General features: G+C 69.5%; 11 protein-coding genes and 1 pseudogene. 5 read left to right on the top strand and 7 right to left on the bottom strand.

What is annotated here, in order from left to right; translation table 11 throughout:
- The 5 genes and pseudogenes from ACFWGJ_RS15525 to ACFWGJ_RS15505 all read right to left on the bottom strand — a co-directional run.
- A partial coding sequence (locus ACFWGJ_RS15525) for a MurR/RpiR family transcriptional regulator (protein WP_387324164.1) occupies positions 1-289 on the bottom strand: 289 nt, incomplete at its 3' end.
- Positions 290-306: 17 nt separating this feature from the next.
- Positions 307-1,248, bottom strand: a complete 942-nt coding sequence (locus ACFWGJ_RS15520; protein ID WP_366782439.1) for an ABC transporter substrate-binding protein — start codon at positions 1,246-1,248, stop codon at positions 307-309.
- 98 nt (positions 1,249-1,346) lie between these two features.
- On the bottom strand, positions 1,347-2,036 hold the full coding sequence (locus ACFWGJ_RS15515; RefSeq protein WP_387324161.1) for an ABC transporter permease: 690 nt from the start codon (positions 2,034-2,036) through the stop codon (positions 1,347-1,349).
- Positions 2,033-2,698, bottom strand: coding sequence for an ABC transporter permease (locus tag ACFWGJ_RS15510; protein ID WP_107019304.1), 666 nt, complete (start codon positions 2,696-2,698; stop codon positions 2,033-2,035). The genes ACFWGJ_RS15515 and ACFWGJ_RS15510 overlap by 4 nt, the downstream gene beginning before the upstream one ends.
- Before the next feature lie 218 nt (positions 2,699-2,916).
- Positions 2,917-4,056 (bottom strand): annotated as a pseudogene (locus tag ACFWGJ_RS15505) (ABC transporter ATP-binding protein); the annotation flags it as partial.
- Positions 4,057-4,175: 119 nt separating this feature from the next.
- On the opposite strand from ACFWGJ_RS15505, the gene ACFWGJ_RS15500 reads away from it, so the two are divergent.
- The 3 genes from ACFWGJ_RS15500 to ACFWGJ_RS15490 are packed head-to-tail and all read left to right on the top strand — an operon-like array spanning position 4,176 to position 7,731.
- Complete coding sequence (locus ACFWGJ_RS15500; protein ID WP_387324157.1) at positions 4,176-5,186, top strand: ornithine cyclodeaminase family protein; 1,011 nt, start codon at positions 4,176-4,178, stop codon at positions 5,184-5,186.
- Positions 5,183-6,817 carry a histidine ammonia-lyase gene (hutH, locus tag ACFWGJ_RS15495; RefSeq protein WP_387324154.1) on the top strand — a complete coding sequence of 545 codons (1,635 nt, stop codon included), beginning with the start codon at positions 5,183-5,185 and terminating at the stop codon, positions 6,815-6,817. Before ACFWGJ_RS15500 ends, hutH begins: the two co-directional genes overlap by 4 nt.
- Positions 6,814-7,731, top strand: coding sequence for an amidohydrolase family protein (locus ACFWGJ_RS15490; protein ID WP_387324151.1), 918 nt, complete (start codon positions 6,814-6,816; stop codon positions 7,729-7,731). The genes hutH and ACFWGJ_RS15490 overlap by 4 nt, the downstream gene beginning before the upstream one ends.
- A 54-nt stretch (positions 7,732-7,785) precedes the next feature.
- Here ACFWGJ_RS15490 and ACFWGJ_RS15485 read toward each other — a convergent pair whose 3' ends face one another.
- Complete coding sequence (locus ACFWGJ_RS15485; protein WP_387324148.1) at positions 7,786-9,516, bottom strand: stealth family protein; 1,731 nt, start codon at positions 9,514-9,516, stop codon at positions 7,786-7,788.
- 38 nt (positions 9,517-9,554) lie between these two features.
- The gene (locus ACFWGJ_RS15480) at positions 9,555-10,424 is read right to left on the bottom strand and encodes an alpha/beta hydrolase (protein WP_387324147.1); all 870 of its coding nucleotides are present in this window, start codon (positions 10,422-10,424) and stop codon (positions 9,555-9,557) included.
- A gap of 504 nt (positions 10,425-10,928) precedes the next feature.
- Here ACFWGJ_RS15480 and ACFWGJ_RS15475 point away from each other — a divergent pair.
- Complete coding sequence (locus ACFWGJ_RS15475) at positions 10,929-12,317, top strand: integrin alpha (RefSeq protein WP_387324144.1); 1,389 nt, start codon at positions 10,929-10,931, stop codon at positions 12,315-12,317.
- Complete coding sequence (locus ACFWGJ_RS15470) at positions 12,314-15,997, top strand: LamG-like jellyroll fold domain-containing protein (protein WP_387324141.1); 3,684 nt, start codon at positions 12,314-12,316, stop codon at positions 15,995-15,997. Before ACFWGJ_RS15475 ends, ACFWGJ_RS15470 begins: the two co-directional genes overlap by 4 nt.
- The last annotated feature ends 118 nt before the right edge of the window (positions 15,998-16,115 follow it).

The following is a 16,115-nucleotide window of genomic DNA, read 5'->3' as shown; positions in this document are numbered from 1 at the left end:
GTACGACGTCACGCAGATGTCTGCGCAGCGCCGGATACCCGTCGAAGCCGAGGGCGACCGCGAAGCGGGTCACCGACGGCTGGCTCACCCCGGCCAGCTGGGCGAGCTCCACGCTCGACAGGAACGGCGCGGCGGCCGTCCGGCGGACCAGACAGTGGGCGATCCGCCGTTGGGTGGGCGTCAGCCGGCGTCCCTCGAAGAGCTGGTGCAGCCGCGCGGCCGCCCCCGCCCCGGAGGACGTACCGCCGCCGGTGCCCGTGCCCGTGCCCGCTCCCGCCGTGTCGCTCACCCCTGTGCCCGTCCGGGTCAGCCCGCGAGACCGGCCGACGACAGCCACTCCTTCGCGACGTCCGCCGAGTCCTCCTTGTCGTTGCTGATCTTCTTCATCATGTCCAGCAGGTCCTCGGTGGTGAGCTTGGCCGAGATGGCGTTGAGCGCCGACCTGGCCTTGTCGTTCACCGCGGACTTGTAGACGAGGGGCGTGACGTTCTGCGAGGAGAACAGGTTCTTCGGGTCCTCCAGGACGACCAGCTTGTCCTCGACGATGGCGGGGTCGGTCGTGTACAGGTTGGCGGCCTGCACCTTGTCGTCCTTCAGCAGCTTCAGCAGGGTGCTCTGGGCGCCCGCGTCCAGCGGCTGGAACTTGCCGAACTCGACGCCGTAGACGGACTTCAGGCCGACGCCGCCCTGGGTGCGGGTCTTGAACTCGGAACCGGCGCCGATGGTCAGGTCCTTCGCGACCGGCTTGAGGTCGGCCAGGGTCTTCAGCTTGTACTTGGCGGCGGTCTCGGCGGTGACCGTGACCGAGTCCTTGTCCTCGGCCGCGGCGGAGTCGAGTATCTCGACCGACTTCGGGAGCTTCTCCTTCAGCTCGGTGTTGATCTCCTCCGTGCCGGTGGCGGTGCTCTTCTTGTCGACCGCCGTGGACAGCAGGGCGCCGTTGTACTCGGGGAAGACGGTGATGCCTCCCTTGACGACCTGGTCGTAGTAGACCTCGCGGGCGCCGATGTCGAACTTGCGGGTCACCTTCAGGCCCTTGTCCTCCAGGGCCTGCGCGTAGATCTCGGCGAGCAGCTGGTTCTCGGGGAAGTTGGCCGAGCCGACGACGATGGCCTTGCCGCCTCCGCTGTCGCCGCTGCTGCCTGTCAGCGGATTGTCGTCGCTGTCGTCACTGCCTCCGCAGGCGGTGAGGGTCAGGGAGAGCGCGGCGACGAGGCTGAAGGCTGCGGTGCGGTACGTGGCTTTCATGGGTGTTCCCTTTCTCAGGTACGGCTCGGGTCTTTGGTGGTGCTCGGGTGCGGCCTGCGCGCGGTTCCGGTGCGCGAGAGGCCGGTGGTTCCGGTGGGTCATGACTTGGCCACCGCGGGCCGCAGCCCGGGCGAGACGACGGCGCGCCGCAGCGCGGTGAAGACGGCCTGGACGACGAGGGCCAGGGCCACGACGACGGCGGAGCCGCCGATGACCAGTTGGTAGTCGTTGCGGGAGAGCCCGTCGACGATGTAGCGGCCCAGACCGCCGAGACCGGGGTACGCGGCCACGGTCGCCGTGGCCACCACCTGGATGGCGGCGACGCGCAGGCCGAGCAGGATCAGCGGCAGCGCCATCGGCACCTCCACCTTCAGCAGGACCTCCCAGCCGGTCATGCCCATCCCCTTCGCGGCGTCCCGGGCGTCGGGGTCGACACCGCGGACCCCCTCGAAGGTGTTGATGAGGATCGGCGGGACGGCCAGTGCCACCAGGGCGACCAGCACCGGAGCGGTGCTGAGTCCGGCGAGGGTCACCACGAGGACGACCAGGCCGAAGGTGGGGATGGCGCGTGCGAGGTTGGCGACGGTGGCGACGGCGAACGCGCCGCGGCCGGTGTGACCGACGAGGAGGCCGAACGCCAGGCCGATCAGCGTCGCGAAGAGCAGGGACAGACCGCTGTAGGTCAGGTGCTCCGCGAGCCGGTGCGGGATGCCGTCGTCGCCGTGCCACTGCGCGGACGACGTCAGCCACTCGCCGACGAGCTGGATCTGGTTCAGGAGATCGTTCACGCCTTCGCCCCCTTGCCGCGGGCCCACGGTGTGAGCAGCCGCTGCGCCAGGACGAGCAGTGCGTCGGTGACGAGGGCCAGCAGCATGATCAGTACGGTCGCGGTGATGATCGGGGTCGGGAAGTCGAGCTGGAGGCCCCGGGTGATGTAGTAGCCGAGGCCGCCCTGGCCGATCAGCTGTCCCACGGCGACGAGGCTGATGGAGGAGACCGCGGCGACCCGTACACCGGCGACGACGACGGGCACGGCGATCGGCAGTTCCACCTGCACGACCCGGCGGACGGTGCTGAAGCCCATCGCGGTGGCCGCCTGCCGTACCGGATCGGGCACCGAGGCCAGGCCGTCCACGACGTTGGGGATGAGCACCGACAGCGTGTACAGGGTCAGCGGGATCATGACCGTGCGTTCGGTGAGCCCCGTGTAGCGGACGAAGATCATGAACAGGGCCAGCGACGGGATGGAGTACAGGACGTTGGCCGCGGTCAGGGTGGGCGGGTAGACCCACCGGTAGCGGTGGCAGAGCATGCCGAGCGGCACGGAGATGATCAGTCCGAACAGCACCGGCAGGAGACCCAGCCGCAGATGGACCCCGGTGTAGTGGGCCAGCTCACCGACATGGTCGCCGATCCAGACCCACCGTATGAGCGGCTCCCCGTCCCTCATCGCCCGTCACCGCCCGCGCTGTCGGGAGCGTCCGTGCCGCCGGCGCTGTCGGCGTTCTCCTTGACGACGGAAGCGGTGCCGTCGGTGACCGCCTCACCGTCTGCGGTCGTTCCGGGCACCTTGCCCAGGCCCGGCCTCTCGGCCTCGTCGGCCGGGGCAGCCGCCTTGGCCAGGGCCGCCGATTCAGCCGGTGCGGCCGGTGCGGCCGAGGCGGCTGTCGCCGATGCGTCGGTCGGGGTGGCTGCCCCGGCCGACGTGTCGGCGCGCGCCGAAGCCCCCGCTATCGCCGCGGACAACTCGTACGCGTCCGCGACCCCCGCGACCGCGCCGTCCGCGTCCACTCCCACCGCGAGGCGGGAGGGGGACAGGAGGGCCGCGTCGAGGGCGGCCCGTGCCGAGTCGCCGGCCAGGGCGAACGTGTGGCCGAGCGGGGCGAGCGACGCGTCCGCCAGCGTGCCGCCGGGCGGAAGGTCGGCGACCGCGGCCCAGCCGAGCGGGCGCCGGGCGGCGTCGACGGCGAGCACCCAGGGCTCGCCCAGGGTGCGGGCGTCGGCGACGGGAGCGGTCACCGGCAGCACCGGGCCCTCGCGCAGCGGCAGCCCGGAGGCCTGGACGAAGGAGAGCCGGCGGATACCACGGTCCTGCCCGACGAAGTCCGCCACGAAGTCGTCGGCGGGGTGCGCGAGCAGCCGCTCCGGGGTGTCGAACTGCGCGAGCTTGCCGCCCGTACGGAACACCGCGATGTGGTCGCCCAGCTTGATGGCCTCGTCGATGTCGTGGGTGACGAAGACGATCGTCTTGTGCAGCTCCTTCTGCAGCCGCAGGAACTCCGCCTGCAGTTCGCCGCGCACGATGGGGTCGACCGCGCTGAACGGCTCGTCCATGAGCAGGACGGGCGGATCCGCGCCCAGCGCCCTGGCCACCCCGACGCGCTGCTGCTGCCCGCCGGAGAGCTGGTACGGGTAGCGCTTGGCCATCGTGGCCGGCAGCCCCACCAGTTCCAGCAGCTCGGCCGCGCGCGAGCGGGCCTTCTTCTTGCCCCAGCCGAGCAGCAGCGGCACGGTCGCGACGTTGTCCAGGATGGTCCGGTGCGGGAAGAGCCCGGCGTGCTGGATCACGTAACCGATGCCCCTGCGCAGTTCGGGGGCGGCCACCTCCCTGATGTCCTGGCCGCGCAGGCTGACCGTGCCCGCCGACGGCTCCACCATGCGGTTGACCATGCGCAGCGTCGTGGTCTTGCCGCAGCCCGAGGGGCCGACCAGGACCGTGAGGCCGCCCTCGGCCAGCTCCAGGGACAGTGCGTCCACGGCTGTGGTGCCGTTGGGATAGTTTTTGCTCACCGCGTCGAATCTGATCAAAGCTGCCCCTTACCCGACTGCATATCGTCATGCAGAGTTGTTCGTGACTGAATTTCAGTCAATCCCCTTTTGTGAACGGGGCGTTACGTTCGTCCGAAGAAAGTGAGAGGACGCCCGGAATGACCGCTCTTGACCCCGTTTGGTTCACGTTCCTGAACGGTTCCGACATCGAACAGCTGGAACTGAGCGACACCGAAGTACTCGATGCCGTCGAACAGGGACTGCTCGCCCAGGGTCGCGGCGAGACGGTCATCGAACCACGGGTGCATCTCACGCCCGACCCCGCCTTCAACGGCCACTTCAACGTCCTGCGTGGTTATGTGGCCCCGCTGGGCATGGCCGGAGTCAAGATCGTGGGCGACTACGTCGACAATTACAAGTCGGGTCTGCCCTCCGAGATGGCCCTGCTGAACCTCTTCGACCCGCGTACGGGCATGCCGCTGGCCGTGCTGGACGCGACCGCGATCACCGAGATGCGCACCGGCGCGCTCACCGCGCTGGGCGCACGGCATCTGGCGAGAAGTGACTCCAAGGTGCTCGGTCACATCGGCGCCCGCGCCACCTCGTACTGGAACGTGCGGCTGCTCGACGCGCTCTTCGACCTCGACGAGATCCGCGTCCACTCGCGCCGCCCGGAGAGCCGCGAGGCCTTCGCGAAGCGGCTGGAGGACGACCTCGGCAAGCCCGTGATCGTCACCGACGACTGGAAGTCGTGCGTCGAGGGCGCGGACATCGTCGTGGAGGCGTCCCGGCTGGAGCGGCCCGAGCCCCTGCTGAGGACGGAGTGGATCGCGCCGGGCGCGCTCGTCGTCCCCTACGGGACGATGAGCGCGGTCGAGCTCTCGCTCACCGACATCATGGACAAGGTCGTCGTCGACGACTGGGGCCAGTGCCGGTCCGGGCCCTTCGGTGCTCTGCGCGCGCACGTCGAGTCGGGCCGGCTCAGCGAGGCGACCCTGCACGGCGAACTGTGCGAGATCGTGGCGGGCGACAAGCCCGGCCGGGAGCGGTCCGACGAGACGATCCTGTTCTGGCACCGCGGTCTGTCCCTGTCCGACATCGCCCTGGGCGCGGCCGTGCTCGCGAAGGCCGGGGAGCGCGGACTCGGACAGAAGCTGCGGTTCTCATGACGGGCCCCTACCCCACGGAATCCGAAGCAGTGATCGAACCGGCGATCGAATCGGGGAGCGAACCGGGCAGCGAATCGGCGAGCGAACCGGGGACCGAAGAGGTGATCGTCGACGGCCGCTCCCTGTCCTGCGCGGACGTGGCCGCCGTCGCCCTGCGCGGTGCCCGGGTCGTCCTCGCGGACGAGGTGCTCCCCCGGCTGGCGCGCGAGCGCGCGGTGGTGGACGACGTGGTCGACCGCCAGGTGCCGACCTACGGACTGACGACGGGACTCGGCAGCCGTTCGTCGTACGCCCTGCCGCGCGACGAACTCGCGCGGTTCAGCGTGCGTACGGTACGCGGCCGGGCCAACGCGGTCGGGGACCCGCTGCCCGCCTCCGTCGTACGCGCCGCCCTGATCGCCCGCGTCAACGGCCTGGCGGGCGGCGGCAGCGGAATCAGCCCGCGGATCCTGCCGCTGCTCGTCGACCTGCTCAACTCCCGCGTCCACCCGCTGGTCCCCGAGGTGGGGTCGATCGGTGCCTCGGACCTGTGCCAGATGGCCCACGTCGGTCTCGTCGTCATCGGCGAGGGCCGCGCCGAGCTCTCCGGGGAGGTGCTCGACGGCGCGGCGGCCCTGCGCCGGGCCGGGCTGACCCCCGCGGAACTGGGCCCCAAGGACGGGCACGTGCTGTGCAGCGCGAGCCCGCTGGCCGCCGGCCACGGCGCTCTCGTCCTCCACGAGGCGGCCACCCTCCTGACCCTGGCCCAGGCGGTCACGGCACTCACCTTCGAGGGCTTCCGGGCGAACACCAGCCCCCTGGACGCCCGGGTCCTGGGTCTGCGCCCGGCCCCCGGCCAGTCCCGGGCGGCGGGGCAGCTGCTCGCACTCCTCGCAGGCGGCGACCTCACCGATCCGCAGCACGCCCGCCGGGTCCAGGACCCCATCAGCCTGCGCTGCGCCGCCCAGGTGCACGGAGCGCTGCACTCCGCGCTCGACCTCGCCGGCGCGGCGCTGGATCCCGAGCTGAACGGCTGCGGCGACAACCCGGTGGTCCTGCCCGCCACCGACGGCGTACCCGGCGAGATCCTCTCCTCCGGCAACTTCCACACCCCGGCCCTCGCCCTGGCCTTCGACACCCTCGCGCTGGCCCTGGCCCAGACTGCGGCGGTCTCCGCCGAGCGCATGCGGCGGCTGCTCCACCCCGGGCTCAGCGGGCTGCCCGCGAACCTCTCGCCGCACGGTCCGGAGCGTTCGGGCTTCGCGCCGCTGGCGAAGACGGCGCAGGCGCTGGTCGCGGAGATCCGTCTCCTGTCGGCGCCGGTGAGCACCGACCCCCGGCACGGCGCGGACGGTGTCGAGGACGACTCGACCAACGCCTCGCTCGGGGCGCGGCGGCTGTCGACCATGCTCGTCCGGCTGCGGCAGCTGCTCGCCGTGGAGGCCGTGGCCGCCGCGCAGGCGGTGGACCTGGCCGCGCCCGCCACGCTCGGACGGGGCCCCGCCCTTCTCCACCGGGCGATCCGCGAGCTGGTCCCGGCCCTGGACGAGGACCGGCCCTGCGGGGTGGACGTGGACCGGGTGAACGATGACATCCTGGGGTCCGACGAGGTGCGAAACGCCTTGCGGGCCCTGACGGAAGAAGCCTCGTGACCAACGTCGACGTACACCAGCATCTGTGGACCGCCTCGTTCGTGGCGGCTCTGCGGGCGCGCACGGAGCCGCCGTTCCTGGACGGCTGGACGCTGCACACGGCCGGCGAGCCGCCCTACGAGGTCTCCCCCGCCGACCACGACATCGCCGGGCGGACCGAACGGGCGGTCGCGGACGGCCTCGGCAGGGCGCTGATCTCCCTCTCCTCCCCGCTGGGCGTGGAGTGGCTGCCCTGCGCGGAGGCGCGCCCCCTGCTCGACGCGTACCACCAGGACGCGGCGGAACTGCCCCGCCCGTTCGGCGCGTGGGCCGCCGCGGGGGTCCGCGACATCGACGCGCGGACGACGGCCGCCTACCTGGACCTGGGTTTCGCGGGCCTCCAACTCCCGGCGAACGCCCTGTCCGACGCGGCGGGTTACGAGCGCTGCGCCCCGCTGCTCGACCTGCTGACGGCCCGGAACCTCCCCCTGTTCATCCACCCGGGCCCGGCGGCCGACATCGATCCGCGGCCGGGGTGGTGGCCGGCGATGGTGCCGTACGTCCAGCAGATGCACGCGGCCTGGTTCGCGTTCCGGGCGTTCGGCAGACCGCGTCATCCAGGGCTGCGGGTGTGCTTCGCGCTGCTGGCCGGCCTGGCACCCCTGCACGGCGAACGCTTCGTGGCCCGCGCCGGGCCGGAGGGCCACCGGGAGACCGACCCGGACGTCTTCGTGGAAACCTCGTCGTACGGCCCACGCGCGGTGGAGTCCATGGTCCGCACCCTGGGCACGTCCACGATCGTCCAGGGCACGGACCGCCCCTACGCGGACCCCCCACAAACCCCGGGCTACGGCCTGGGCGGCGCGGCGGCCTACGCGTTCCGCATAACAAACCCACGCCGCCTGCTCACCGGCGAGGGCGGCGGCGCGGGCTGAGATCAGGACCCGGGGCCGGCCACCCATCCATCCATCCGGGCAGCCGTCCTGTCCTCAGCCCTTACGCTCGAACCGGCTGGGAAAGGGGAAGTAGGACTCAAGGAAATCTGACATTCTCTGCGCGATCTCCTCCTGCCGGTCCTCGGGGGTGTTCACGTCGTTGAGGCAGAAGAAGTCGAACCGGCGTTCCTCCGCCAGGGAGGTCATCTTGTCGAAGGCGTCCTCGGACGCCACGTCGATGTACCGCAACTTGAACTTGCCCGGCACGGCCCTGCCGGTCAGGTAGGCCTGGTGATGGTGCAGGGAGGCCCCCATGGCGATGTCGGTCACCGCCCGGAAGCGGGACGCGCTGGTCTGCTGGACCTCGGCAGGGAAGCGGCTCTCTATCTCCTCCATCACCTCGCGCATCTGCGGGTGAGGGGTGTGCATGAACTTGTGCACGGAGAATCGTCCATGAGCCTCCATCAGGAGCCGTCGCACGTTCTTGCCTGCGGAGTTGGGCGCAGGCTCATCGGGGTGAGGGAGGCCGAGGCCGAGTTGGGCCGGGGAGAAGGGAATCTTGGCCACGCCGTTGCCGTGGAAGAAGTGACCCGGCGCGATGGGACGGCCCACGAAAACGTCGTCGTTGAAGTAGAGGTACCGCTGCGAAAGCCCCGGGATGCGGTGCAACTGGGTGCCGATCGCATGTGAGTTGAACACGGGAAGGACCTGGGGGTCCGCGAAGATCTCCTTGTGGTGGATCACCTTGATGCCCGCGGCCTCCTGGTCGAGCCAGTCCGGCGTCTGCCCGTCGGTGACGAGGTAGACGGTACGGACGAACCCGGCGTACATGTCCAGGGAACGCAGGGAGTAACGCAGCTCGTCGCGGCTCGTGTACCGGGACGCCCCGGTCTCACGAGCGTGGATCGGGGCGGTGCCGCCGGACCGGAAGTGCTCCCGGCGTCCGGCGAGTTCGGGGTCGGATCCGTCCACCCAGGTGTAGACCACATCGATCGGGAAGTCGACCTCGTCGATCCGAGGACGGACGAAGTCGGCGAACGTCGGGTGCTCGCGTCCGGCGATGACCCGCACCGCGGTGGCGGATCCCTCCGGCAGTACATCGGACACCGCGTTGAGCCGCGGCGCCACCAGTGCCTTCTCGACGACGCTCACGGGCGGCTGCGAGCGCAGCTCGGCGAACCGGGGCGTACCGACCACCTGGGCACCGTCGCGCCAGAACTCGACGTCACAGCCGAACTCCAGACTCCCCAACAGCTGCCCGTCCGGGCCCAGCAGCAGCTCCCCGAACCGAATGGTGTCAGCGCGTTTGACGGCGGCGGGGAGCGCCCCGTCCGCGTACAGACCCGCTTCGCGCGGCAGGAGCTCCTTGGTGGGGAGCGCCGCGTACAGGGCTCCGGAGTCGTAGATCTCCCGCAGTGCCCTGAGTAACGGCTTGCGAGCCTCCAGCCGGATCCCCAGGACGTGCCGCAGCGGAGAGCGTCCGGGCACGACGAAGTACTCGATCTCGGCATGCGTCAGCGCGGCGACCACGAGTTCGAGATTGTGGTCGGCGGCACCGGCCGCGGTGAAGGAGGTCATGGTGCGGCCGAACCAGCTGCGGCCCGCCACCTCGATCTCCCTGATGGCCGGATCGCCGGCCAGCAGCGTGCGACGCCGGGCGGCGACACGCTCCACTCGCCTGCGCTCCGCGGCCTCGGTCTCCGCACGCAGGCGTTCCTCGACCCGCCGGGCCTGCACCGACGGCAGAACGATCTTTGCTCCGACGCGCCTGAGTCTGTGGTTCATGGGGCATTCCTCAACTGCTCCGAAGAGCCACGGGGTGATCAGAGGGTGCGTGTCCGGATCCAGTCCAGGATCCGGTCGACGGTGGGCTGATCGTCGAGCAGGGCTCCACCGTGGGCATCGCCCGGTACGACGGTGGTGGAGATGTCGGTGTCAGGCATGCCCTTCGCCTCCTCGGCGGCTTCGAGATCCAGGGAGTGTGCGGCCGGGACGAAGTCCAGCTCCGAGTGGACGAGGTACATGGGGGCGTCGTCGGGGCCCGATGCGCGGTTCTTGGCGACCATGTCCTTCCAGGTGTCCCAACAGCTCGCGTGCAGGGACGTGTCGACGTCGGCCGGGTCCGGGAAGCAGCGCGCGAGCAGGGTGGCGTTGTCGCGGACCTTGCGCTCCTTGTCGCTGCTGAGGTCGCTGTTGCCGTCGTTCCAGGCCCGGTACGGAGAAGCCACGGGGGACAGGCCGACCACTCCGCGGACCCGGTCGCCCCCGGCCCCGTAGGTCGCGACCGCCGTGGCGAGGTGCCCGCCGGCCGACGATCCGAGGATCACCACGCGGTCGGGATCGAGATCGAACTCGGCGGCGTTCGCCTTGATCCAGGTAATCGCCGAGATCGCGTCGGAGCGCTGAGCGGGCCAGGGCGCGTCGAAGTTCAGCCGGTAGTCCACGTCGAACGTGGCGTAACCGGCGTCGGCGAAGGTCCGTGACCAGGTGGTCCATCCGGAGTCCTGGTACCAGTACCCCCCGTGCAGGACGACGATCGCAGGCTGCGGCGTGGTGCTCGCGTTCCAGTGCGCGATGAGCTTCTGCCGGACGTGCGAACCGTAGGAGTGGGTGCTCTCCTGGCGGGCGGCTGCGTGGGTCTCGGGAACCTGAAGGGTCAGCGAGCCGAGTACGAGCGCGATGCAGCAAATCAAGATTCTCAGCGCACAGCGCATGCAGCAGGGTCCTCGTGTTGGCAGGGGCAAATGTGAAGGCGCACCGTACCGGGGGGAAACCGTGCACTTCGGACGACTCGTTCGTCCGACGGCGAATCATATGACGAATGGTCAACTGCGAGTCAAGCAGCGGGTGAACTGTGCCCCGTTTTCTTCCCGGAGGTCTCCGAGATCATGGATGGGACGCATCGAATTATTTGCCGGATTTGCCGTAACAAAAATTTGCACTAAACGGACAGTCCCTTGACGTACTCACCACTGTTACCCCTCACTGAGAGCTTCTTGTGGTTTACATGTGGTGAACGATGCAGAGAATGTGAGTACGTCGTGCGTGTACGAAGAAGGCGTCTCGGGTGGGCCGTGGTGGCCGCCCTGGTCGCTTCGGTGGGGGGCGCGACTGCCGGCGTGCCATCGGCGGCGGCTGCGGCCTGCGTTGCCGGGACGGAATCGGACTTCAATGGCGACGGGGTGAAGGACACCGCCGTGGCCGATCCCAACGCGACGGTGTCCGGGCAGTCCCGGGCCGGCCTGGTGCGCGTCGTGCTCGGTGGGGGGAAGGGCGTCTCTGAGATATCCCAGGCGACGGCCGGTATGAACGCGGCCCCCGAGATCGGCGACGAGTTCGGCCGTTCGCTCGCGACCTACGACGCGGACGCGGACGGGTGCACGGACCTCGTCATCGGTGCCCCGTACGAGGACGTGTCGAAGGACGGCGTCGAACTGGCCGATGCGGGAGCCGTCTACGTCGTGCACGGCACGGCCGGCGGCATCGGCGCGGGCTCGGTGATCGACAGCTACAGTCAAGCCGGATTCGACCCGGCCACGGCCAACGAAGAGTACGACTGGTTCGGATTCGCTCTCTCCGCGGGTAAGACCTCGTCCGGTAAACCGTTCCTTGCCATCGGGGTCCCTGGTGAGAACGTGGGCAGTGTCGCCGACGCGGGGATCGTCCACTACGCCCAAGCCGCCACCCGCATGCGCGTACATCAGGACAGCACCGGTGTTCCGGGCATCGCCGAAGCACACGACCGGTTCGGGTACTCCCTGAGTTCCACGTCCGGTTACCTGGGTGTCGGCGCCCCGGGCGAAGCCATCGGGGACGAGACGTTCGCGGGCGGGGTCACCGTCTTCAGCCATGCCGTCACCGACAACGTTCCCACCGCCCTGGCAGGGCTCGACCAGGCTGGTGCGAGCGAGGGACTCACCGGCGTGGCCGAGGCCGGCGACGGTTTCGGTACATCGATCTCCCTTGCCCCCTACCGGCCTGCCGGCAGTACCTCCAACACGGACGCGTTGCTGGCCATCGGCGTGCCCAACGAGGACATCGGCACCGTCGCCGACGCGGGCAGCGCCACCGTGCTGCACCTCACCCCCACCGGGGCGTACACCGAGATCAGCGCCATCGACCGAAACGTGACCGATGTCGAGGGCGACCCGATCGCCGGCGACTTCCTGGGCCAGCGCGTGGTTCTGACGAACACCAGCCCCACCGTCGTCGGAACGGCGACCACCATGAGGCTAGCCGCAGCCGCTCCCGGCGAGGACGCCGGTTCCGTCCGTGAGGCCGGTGCGATCCACACCTTCCCCGCGCTCGGAGCTCCCGGCCTCAGCGACAAGATCATCGCTCGCGGTACCGGTCTTCCCGGAACCGCCGCGGCGCGGGACTTCACGGGAATGGGCTTGGCCACGACCGCGACGGATCTCTACGTCGGCGCGCCCTACGCCAAGACCTCCGCCGAGGTGAAGGGCGCGGTGTACGTCGTGCCGTGGAAGAACCTCGTCTCCGGTGCCACCGATCCGGTCAAGACCCTCAAACCCGGCACCGACGGCTTCCCGGACAGCGGAATCTCCTTCGGTGCGGTGATCAAGTGAGGACCCGCGTCGCAGGCCGAACCGCAGTGGTGACCGGCACGCTGTGCGCGGTTCTCCTCTCCACGCTCACGGGCCTGCCGGCCACTCTCGACAACGGCACGTCGGATGCGGCTGCCGCCGAACCGGTCCCCCGGGGCATGCGCACCGAGCAGGCTGCCCAGAAGGCAGCAGTCGCGGCCGGCGAATCCGTGGAGGTCACAAGTCTGCGCGGTGAGCGAACGGAGACGTTCGCCAACCCGGACGGCACCTTCACCGCCAAGGAATACGTCCAGCCCGTACGTACCCGTAAGGGCTCTGAGTGGGTCGACATCGACACGACCTTGGTCAAGCAGCCCGACGGCAGGTACTCACCCGCGGCCGCCGTGACCGGAATCTCCTTCTCCGGGGGTGGTGACACCACCTTCGCGGCCATCGGGCAGACGGGCCGCAATCTCTCCATCGGTTGGGCGGACACATTGCCGGAGCCCGTGGTCGAGGGCTCCACCGCCACCTACCGCGATGTCCTCGACGGTGTCGATCTGCGAGTGAGCGCACAGGCCGAGGGGTTCTCGCACCTGCTCGTGGTCAAGGACGCCGAAGCGGCGGCCAACCCCGAACTGCGGGAGATCGCGCTGCCACTGGACTCCCGGGGCGTGGAAGTCACCGCTGACGAACACGGTGGTCTCAGCGCCGTGGACAGCGGAGCGGGTGGCGAGGTCTTCGAAGCGCCCGCCCCGATGATGTGGGATTCGGGCACGAGCACTCAGCAGCCCGCACTCCTGACCCGGAAGTCCACCGACGACTCCGACCGGGCTTCGTCCTCCGCCGGCAACGCCGCCGAGAATTCCGACCACCCCACACCGCCCGACGGCGCCCGGGTGTCGGACGTCGACGTGGCCGTGCAGTCCGATGCCCTGCTCCTCACGCCGGACCCCGCCCTGCTGACGGGCAAGGACACCGAGTATCCGGTCTTCATCGATCCGGTGGTGAAGACCGCCAACCGCACCAGCTGGACCATGGTGTCCTCGTACTACCCCTCCAGCGAGTTCTGGAAGTTCGGCGACCACGAAGGCGTCGGCCGGTGCCCTGCCGACGTCTCCTATCTGTGCGCCAGTACCAGCGACATGAAGCGTCAGTTCTTCGGCATTCCCACCGGGACCTTCGAGGGCAAGCACATCCTCGAAGCCGAGTTCGCCGTCACCATGGTGCACACCTACAGCACGTCGCCACGTTCGGTGGAACTGGGGCGGGTGAACAGCTCCGGTGGCAGCGCCATCAACTCCGGTACGAACTGGAACAACCAGCCGGCACTCAAGGAGGCCATCACCTCCCAGTCGCCCACCAACCCGGCCGGCTCCTGCACGTCGACCAACCAGAACGTGCGCTTCGACGTCAGGAGCACGATCCAGAAGGCGGCCGACAGCGGATGGGACACCACGACCTTCCGGCTGAAGTCCGGTGACGACGGCGACTTCTCCTACTGGAAGCGCTTCTGCGGCAACGCCCACCTGGAGGTCAAGTACAACCGGCCGCCCTACCAGCCGCTGATGTCACACCTGAGCATGTCCAGCGGCGGCTCCTGCGAGTACGGCGCCGCGGAAGACCACTACGCCGACGAGGTGCCCACACTCTCCGCGACCATCCGTGACCCCGACCACGGCGACACCGGAGGGAACACGGAGAAGCTCTCGGCGAAGTTCAAGGTCTACTGGACGGACGGCACCACGGTGAAGACGAACTACGCCGTGGTCGGCCCCAAGAACACCCACAACTACGAGGGCAACGAGCAACTCGGGGCCGCCAAGTTCACGTACAAGGTGGGCACCGAGATCGACGGGGACGGCTTCTCGCCCTTCACCATCCCGCCGAACAAGGTCATCGCCTGGGAGGTCCAGGGATATGACGGATCCCAGTGGGGGCCCTGGAGCAGCGCAGGTGACAGTGCCACCCGCTGCGAGTTCATCTACGACGCGACGAAGCCCAAGCCACCGGTCGTGACGTCGACCGCCTATCCGGCGGACGACGTCTGGCACGACGGCGTCGGCGACTACGGTGACTTCGTCCTCGACTCGCCCTCCGCGGACGTGACGAAGTACAAGTACCGCTTCACGGGGCAGAGCGGCTGGTCGACGGCGACGCCCGCGACCACCGGTGGACCGGTGACCCTTTCGTTCATGCCCGACCGCGAGGGTCCCTTCACCCTTGAGGCCATGGCAGTGGACGGTGCGGGCAACAGCCAGGAGACAGCTCGCGGACACGCCTTCCTGGTCAACCAGGGCCGCGCCCCCAAGGCGGCATGGGCCCTCGGGGACCCCGCCGGTTCCACCCGGGCCGTGGGTTCCGCCGGAGCACCCGCGGCCGACGCCGGCTCCGGAGTGACGTTCGGTACGCCACTGCCCGGACGCAGCAACGAGTTCGGTGTCACGCTCGACGGCTCCGAGAACGGTTATCTCGACGCCGGTCAGAAGGCTGTCGACACCGATCGGTCCTTCTCCGTCTCCGCCTGGGTCTCCATGCCGGAGCTGCCCGACACCTCGATGGCCGTGGTCAGCCAGGACGGCACGGCGGAACCCGGTTTCGCCCTGGGCTACGACGGCGGAACCAAGATGTGGTCCTTCCGCACCCCGGTCAGCGAGTTGGAGACCATGGGCTCGTGGAAGGTGATGGGCGTCGCCGCCAAGAAGAACGCGCCCGTCCACCTCATCGGCGTGTACGACGACGTGCGCGGCGAGCTCAAGATGTACGTCAACGGCTACCTCGTCAAGGAGGACATCCAGCCGCGTCGAACCCGGTGGAATGCGACGGGGGCCCTGCAGATCGGACGTTCGCTGTCTCTGGACGGCTACATCCACCACTTCAAGGGCACCATCGCCGACGTCGAGGTGTACGACCGGGTCATCACCGAGAAGGAGGGCCGCTTCGTCGGCAGCACCCCGCCCCAGCAACTCGGTTACTGGCCTTTGGAGGAAGCGGCCGCCGGCGTCTCGCCCGAGGCCGAGAACCGCACCGGCCTCACCCTCGCCGGAAGCGCCGGCATCTACCAGGCGGACGACAGCGGCTGCGACATCGACGTGGACCCCGATTGCCAGCCGGTGGCAGAACCGATGTGGGGCGACGGCCACCTCGTGCTGGACGGCACCTCCGCCTACGCCTTCCGACCCAAGGGCCTGCTGCCCGCTGAGGACAGTTTCACCCTGTCCACCCGCGCCCGGCTCTCCTCGTCCACCCCGGCACGCGACCAGACCGTCCTCTCGCTTCCGGGCACCAACGCGACAGCTGTAGTGGTGCGTTACTCGCAGAGCGCGAATCGCTGGCAACTGGTGACCACAGCCAGTGACGGGAGTGCGGCCGCCGTCAGCACGGCGACCGCTCTCGCCGCTCCACCGTCGACCGACACGGACGGGGACCATCTGGCCCTCGTCCACGACGCCACCTTCGGCGACGTTCTCCTTTACGTGAACGGCCAATACGCCGCTCAGGTCCCCTGGCGCAACACGTGGGACTTCTCCACGACCGGGCTCCAGGCCGGACGCAAGCTCACCGGCACGACAGGCGGCGAGTACTTCTCCGGCACGCTCGACGAGATCCGCGCCTACCGCGGAGCGCTGGACGCCACCACCGTGCAGACGATCGCCGGTCTGACCTCGGGATGCAGCCTCGTCGGTTCTGTCGGTACCCAACCGTCCGACTGCACAGTCTGACCGCCGCTCACCTCGCCCCGGGTTCCGGGGGCATCTTCCACACGATGCCCCCGGGCCCTCACCCCCCTCTCTCCAGGAGCAGCAGTTGTCCACGCCCTCCTGGTTCCGCGCGCGCATA

The sequence above is a fragment of the Streptomyces sp. NPDC060205 genome (assembly GCF_042728395.1).
Classification (GTDB): domain Bacteria; phylum Actinomycetota; class Actinomycetes; order Streptomycetales; family Streptomycetaceae; genus Streptomyces.
Note: the sequence above shows the minus strand (reverse complement) of the source record. Positions and strands in the feature narration are given on the sequence as shown.

What these genes read in the sequence shown, in the direction of transcription:
- ACFWGJ_RS15485 (WP_387324148.1), bottom strand. Translation starts at nt 9,516, where the DNA reads ATGAACCACAGACTCAGGCGCGTCGGAGCAAAGATCGTTCTGCCGTCG.
- ACFWGJ_RS15520 (WP_366782439.1), bottom strand. Translation starts at nt 1,248, where the DNA reads ATGAAAGCCACGTACCGCACCGCAGCCTTCAGCCTCGTCGCCGCGCTC.
- ACFWGJ_RS15500 (WP_387324157.1), top strand. Translation starts at nt 4,176, where the DNA reads ATGACCGCTCTTGACCCCGTTTGGTTCACGTTCCTGAACGGTTCCGAC.
- ACFWGJ_RS15510 (WP_107019304.1), bottom strand. Translation starts at nt 2,698, where the DNA reads ATGAGGGACGGGGAGCCGCTCATACGGTGGGTCTGGATCGGCGACCAT.
- hutH (WP_387324154.1), top strand. Translation starts at nt 5,183, where the DNA reads ATGACGGGCCCCTACCCCACGGAATCCGAAGCAGTGATCGAACCGGCG.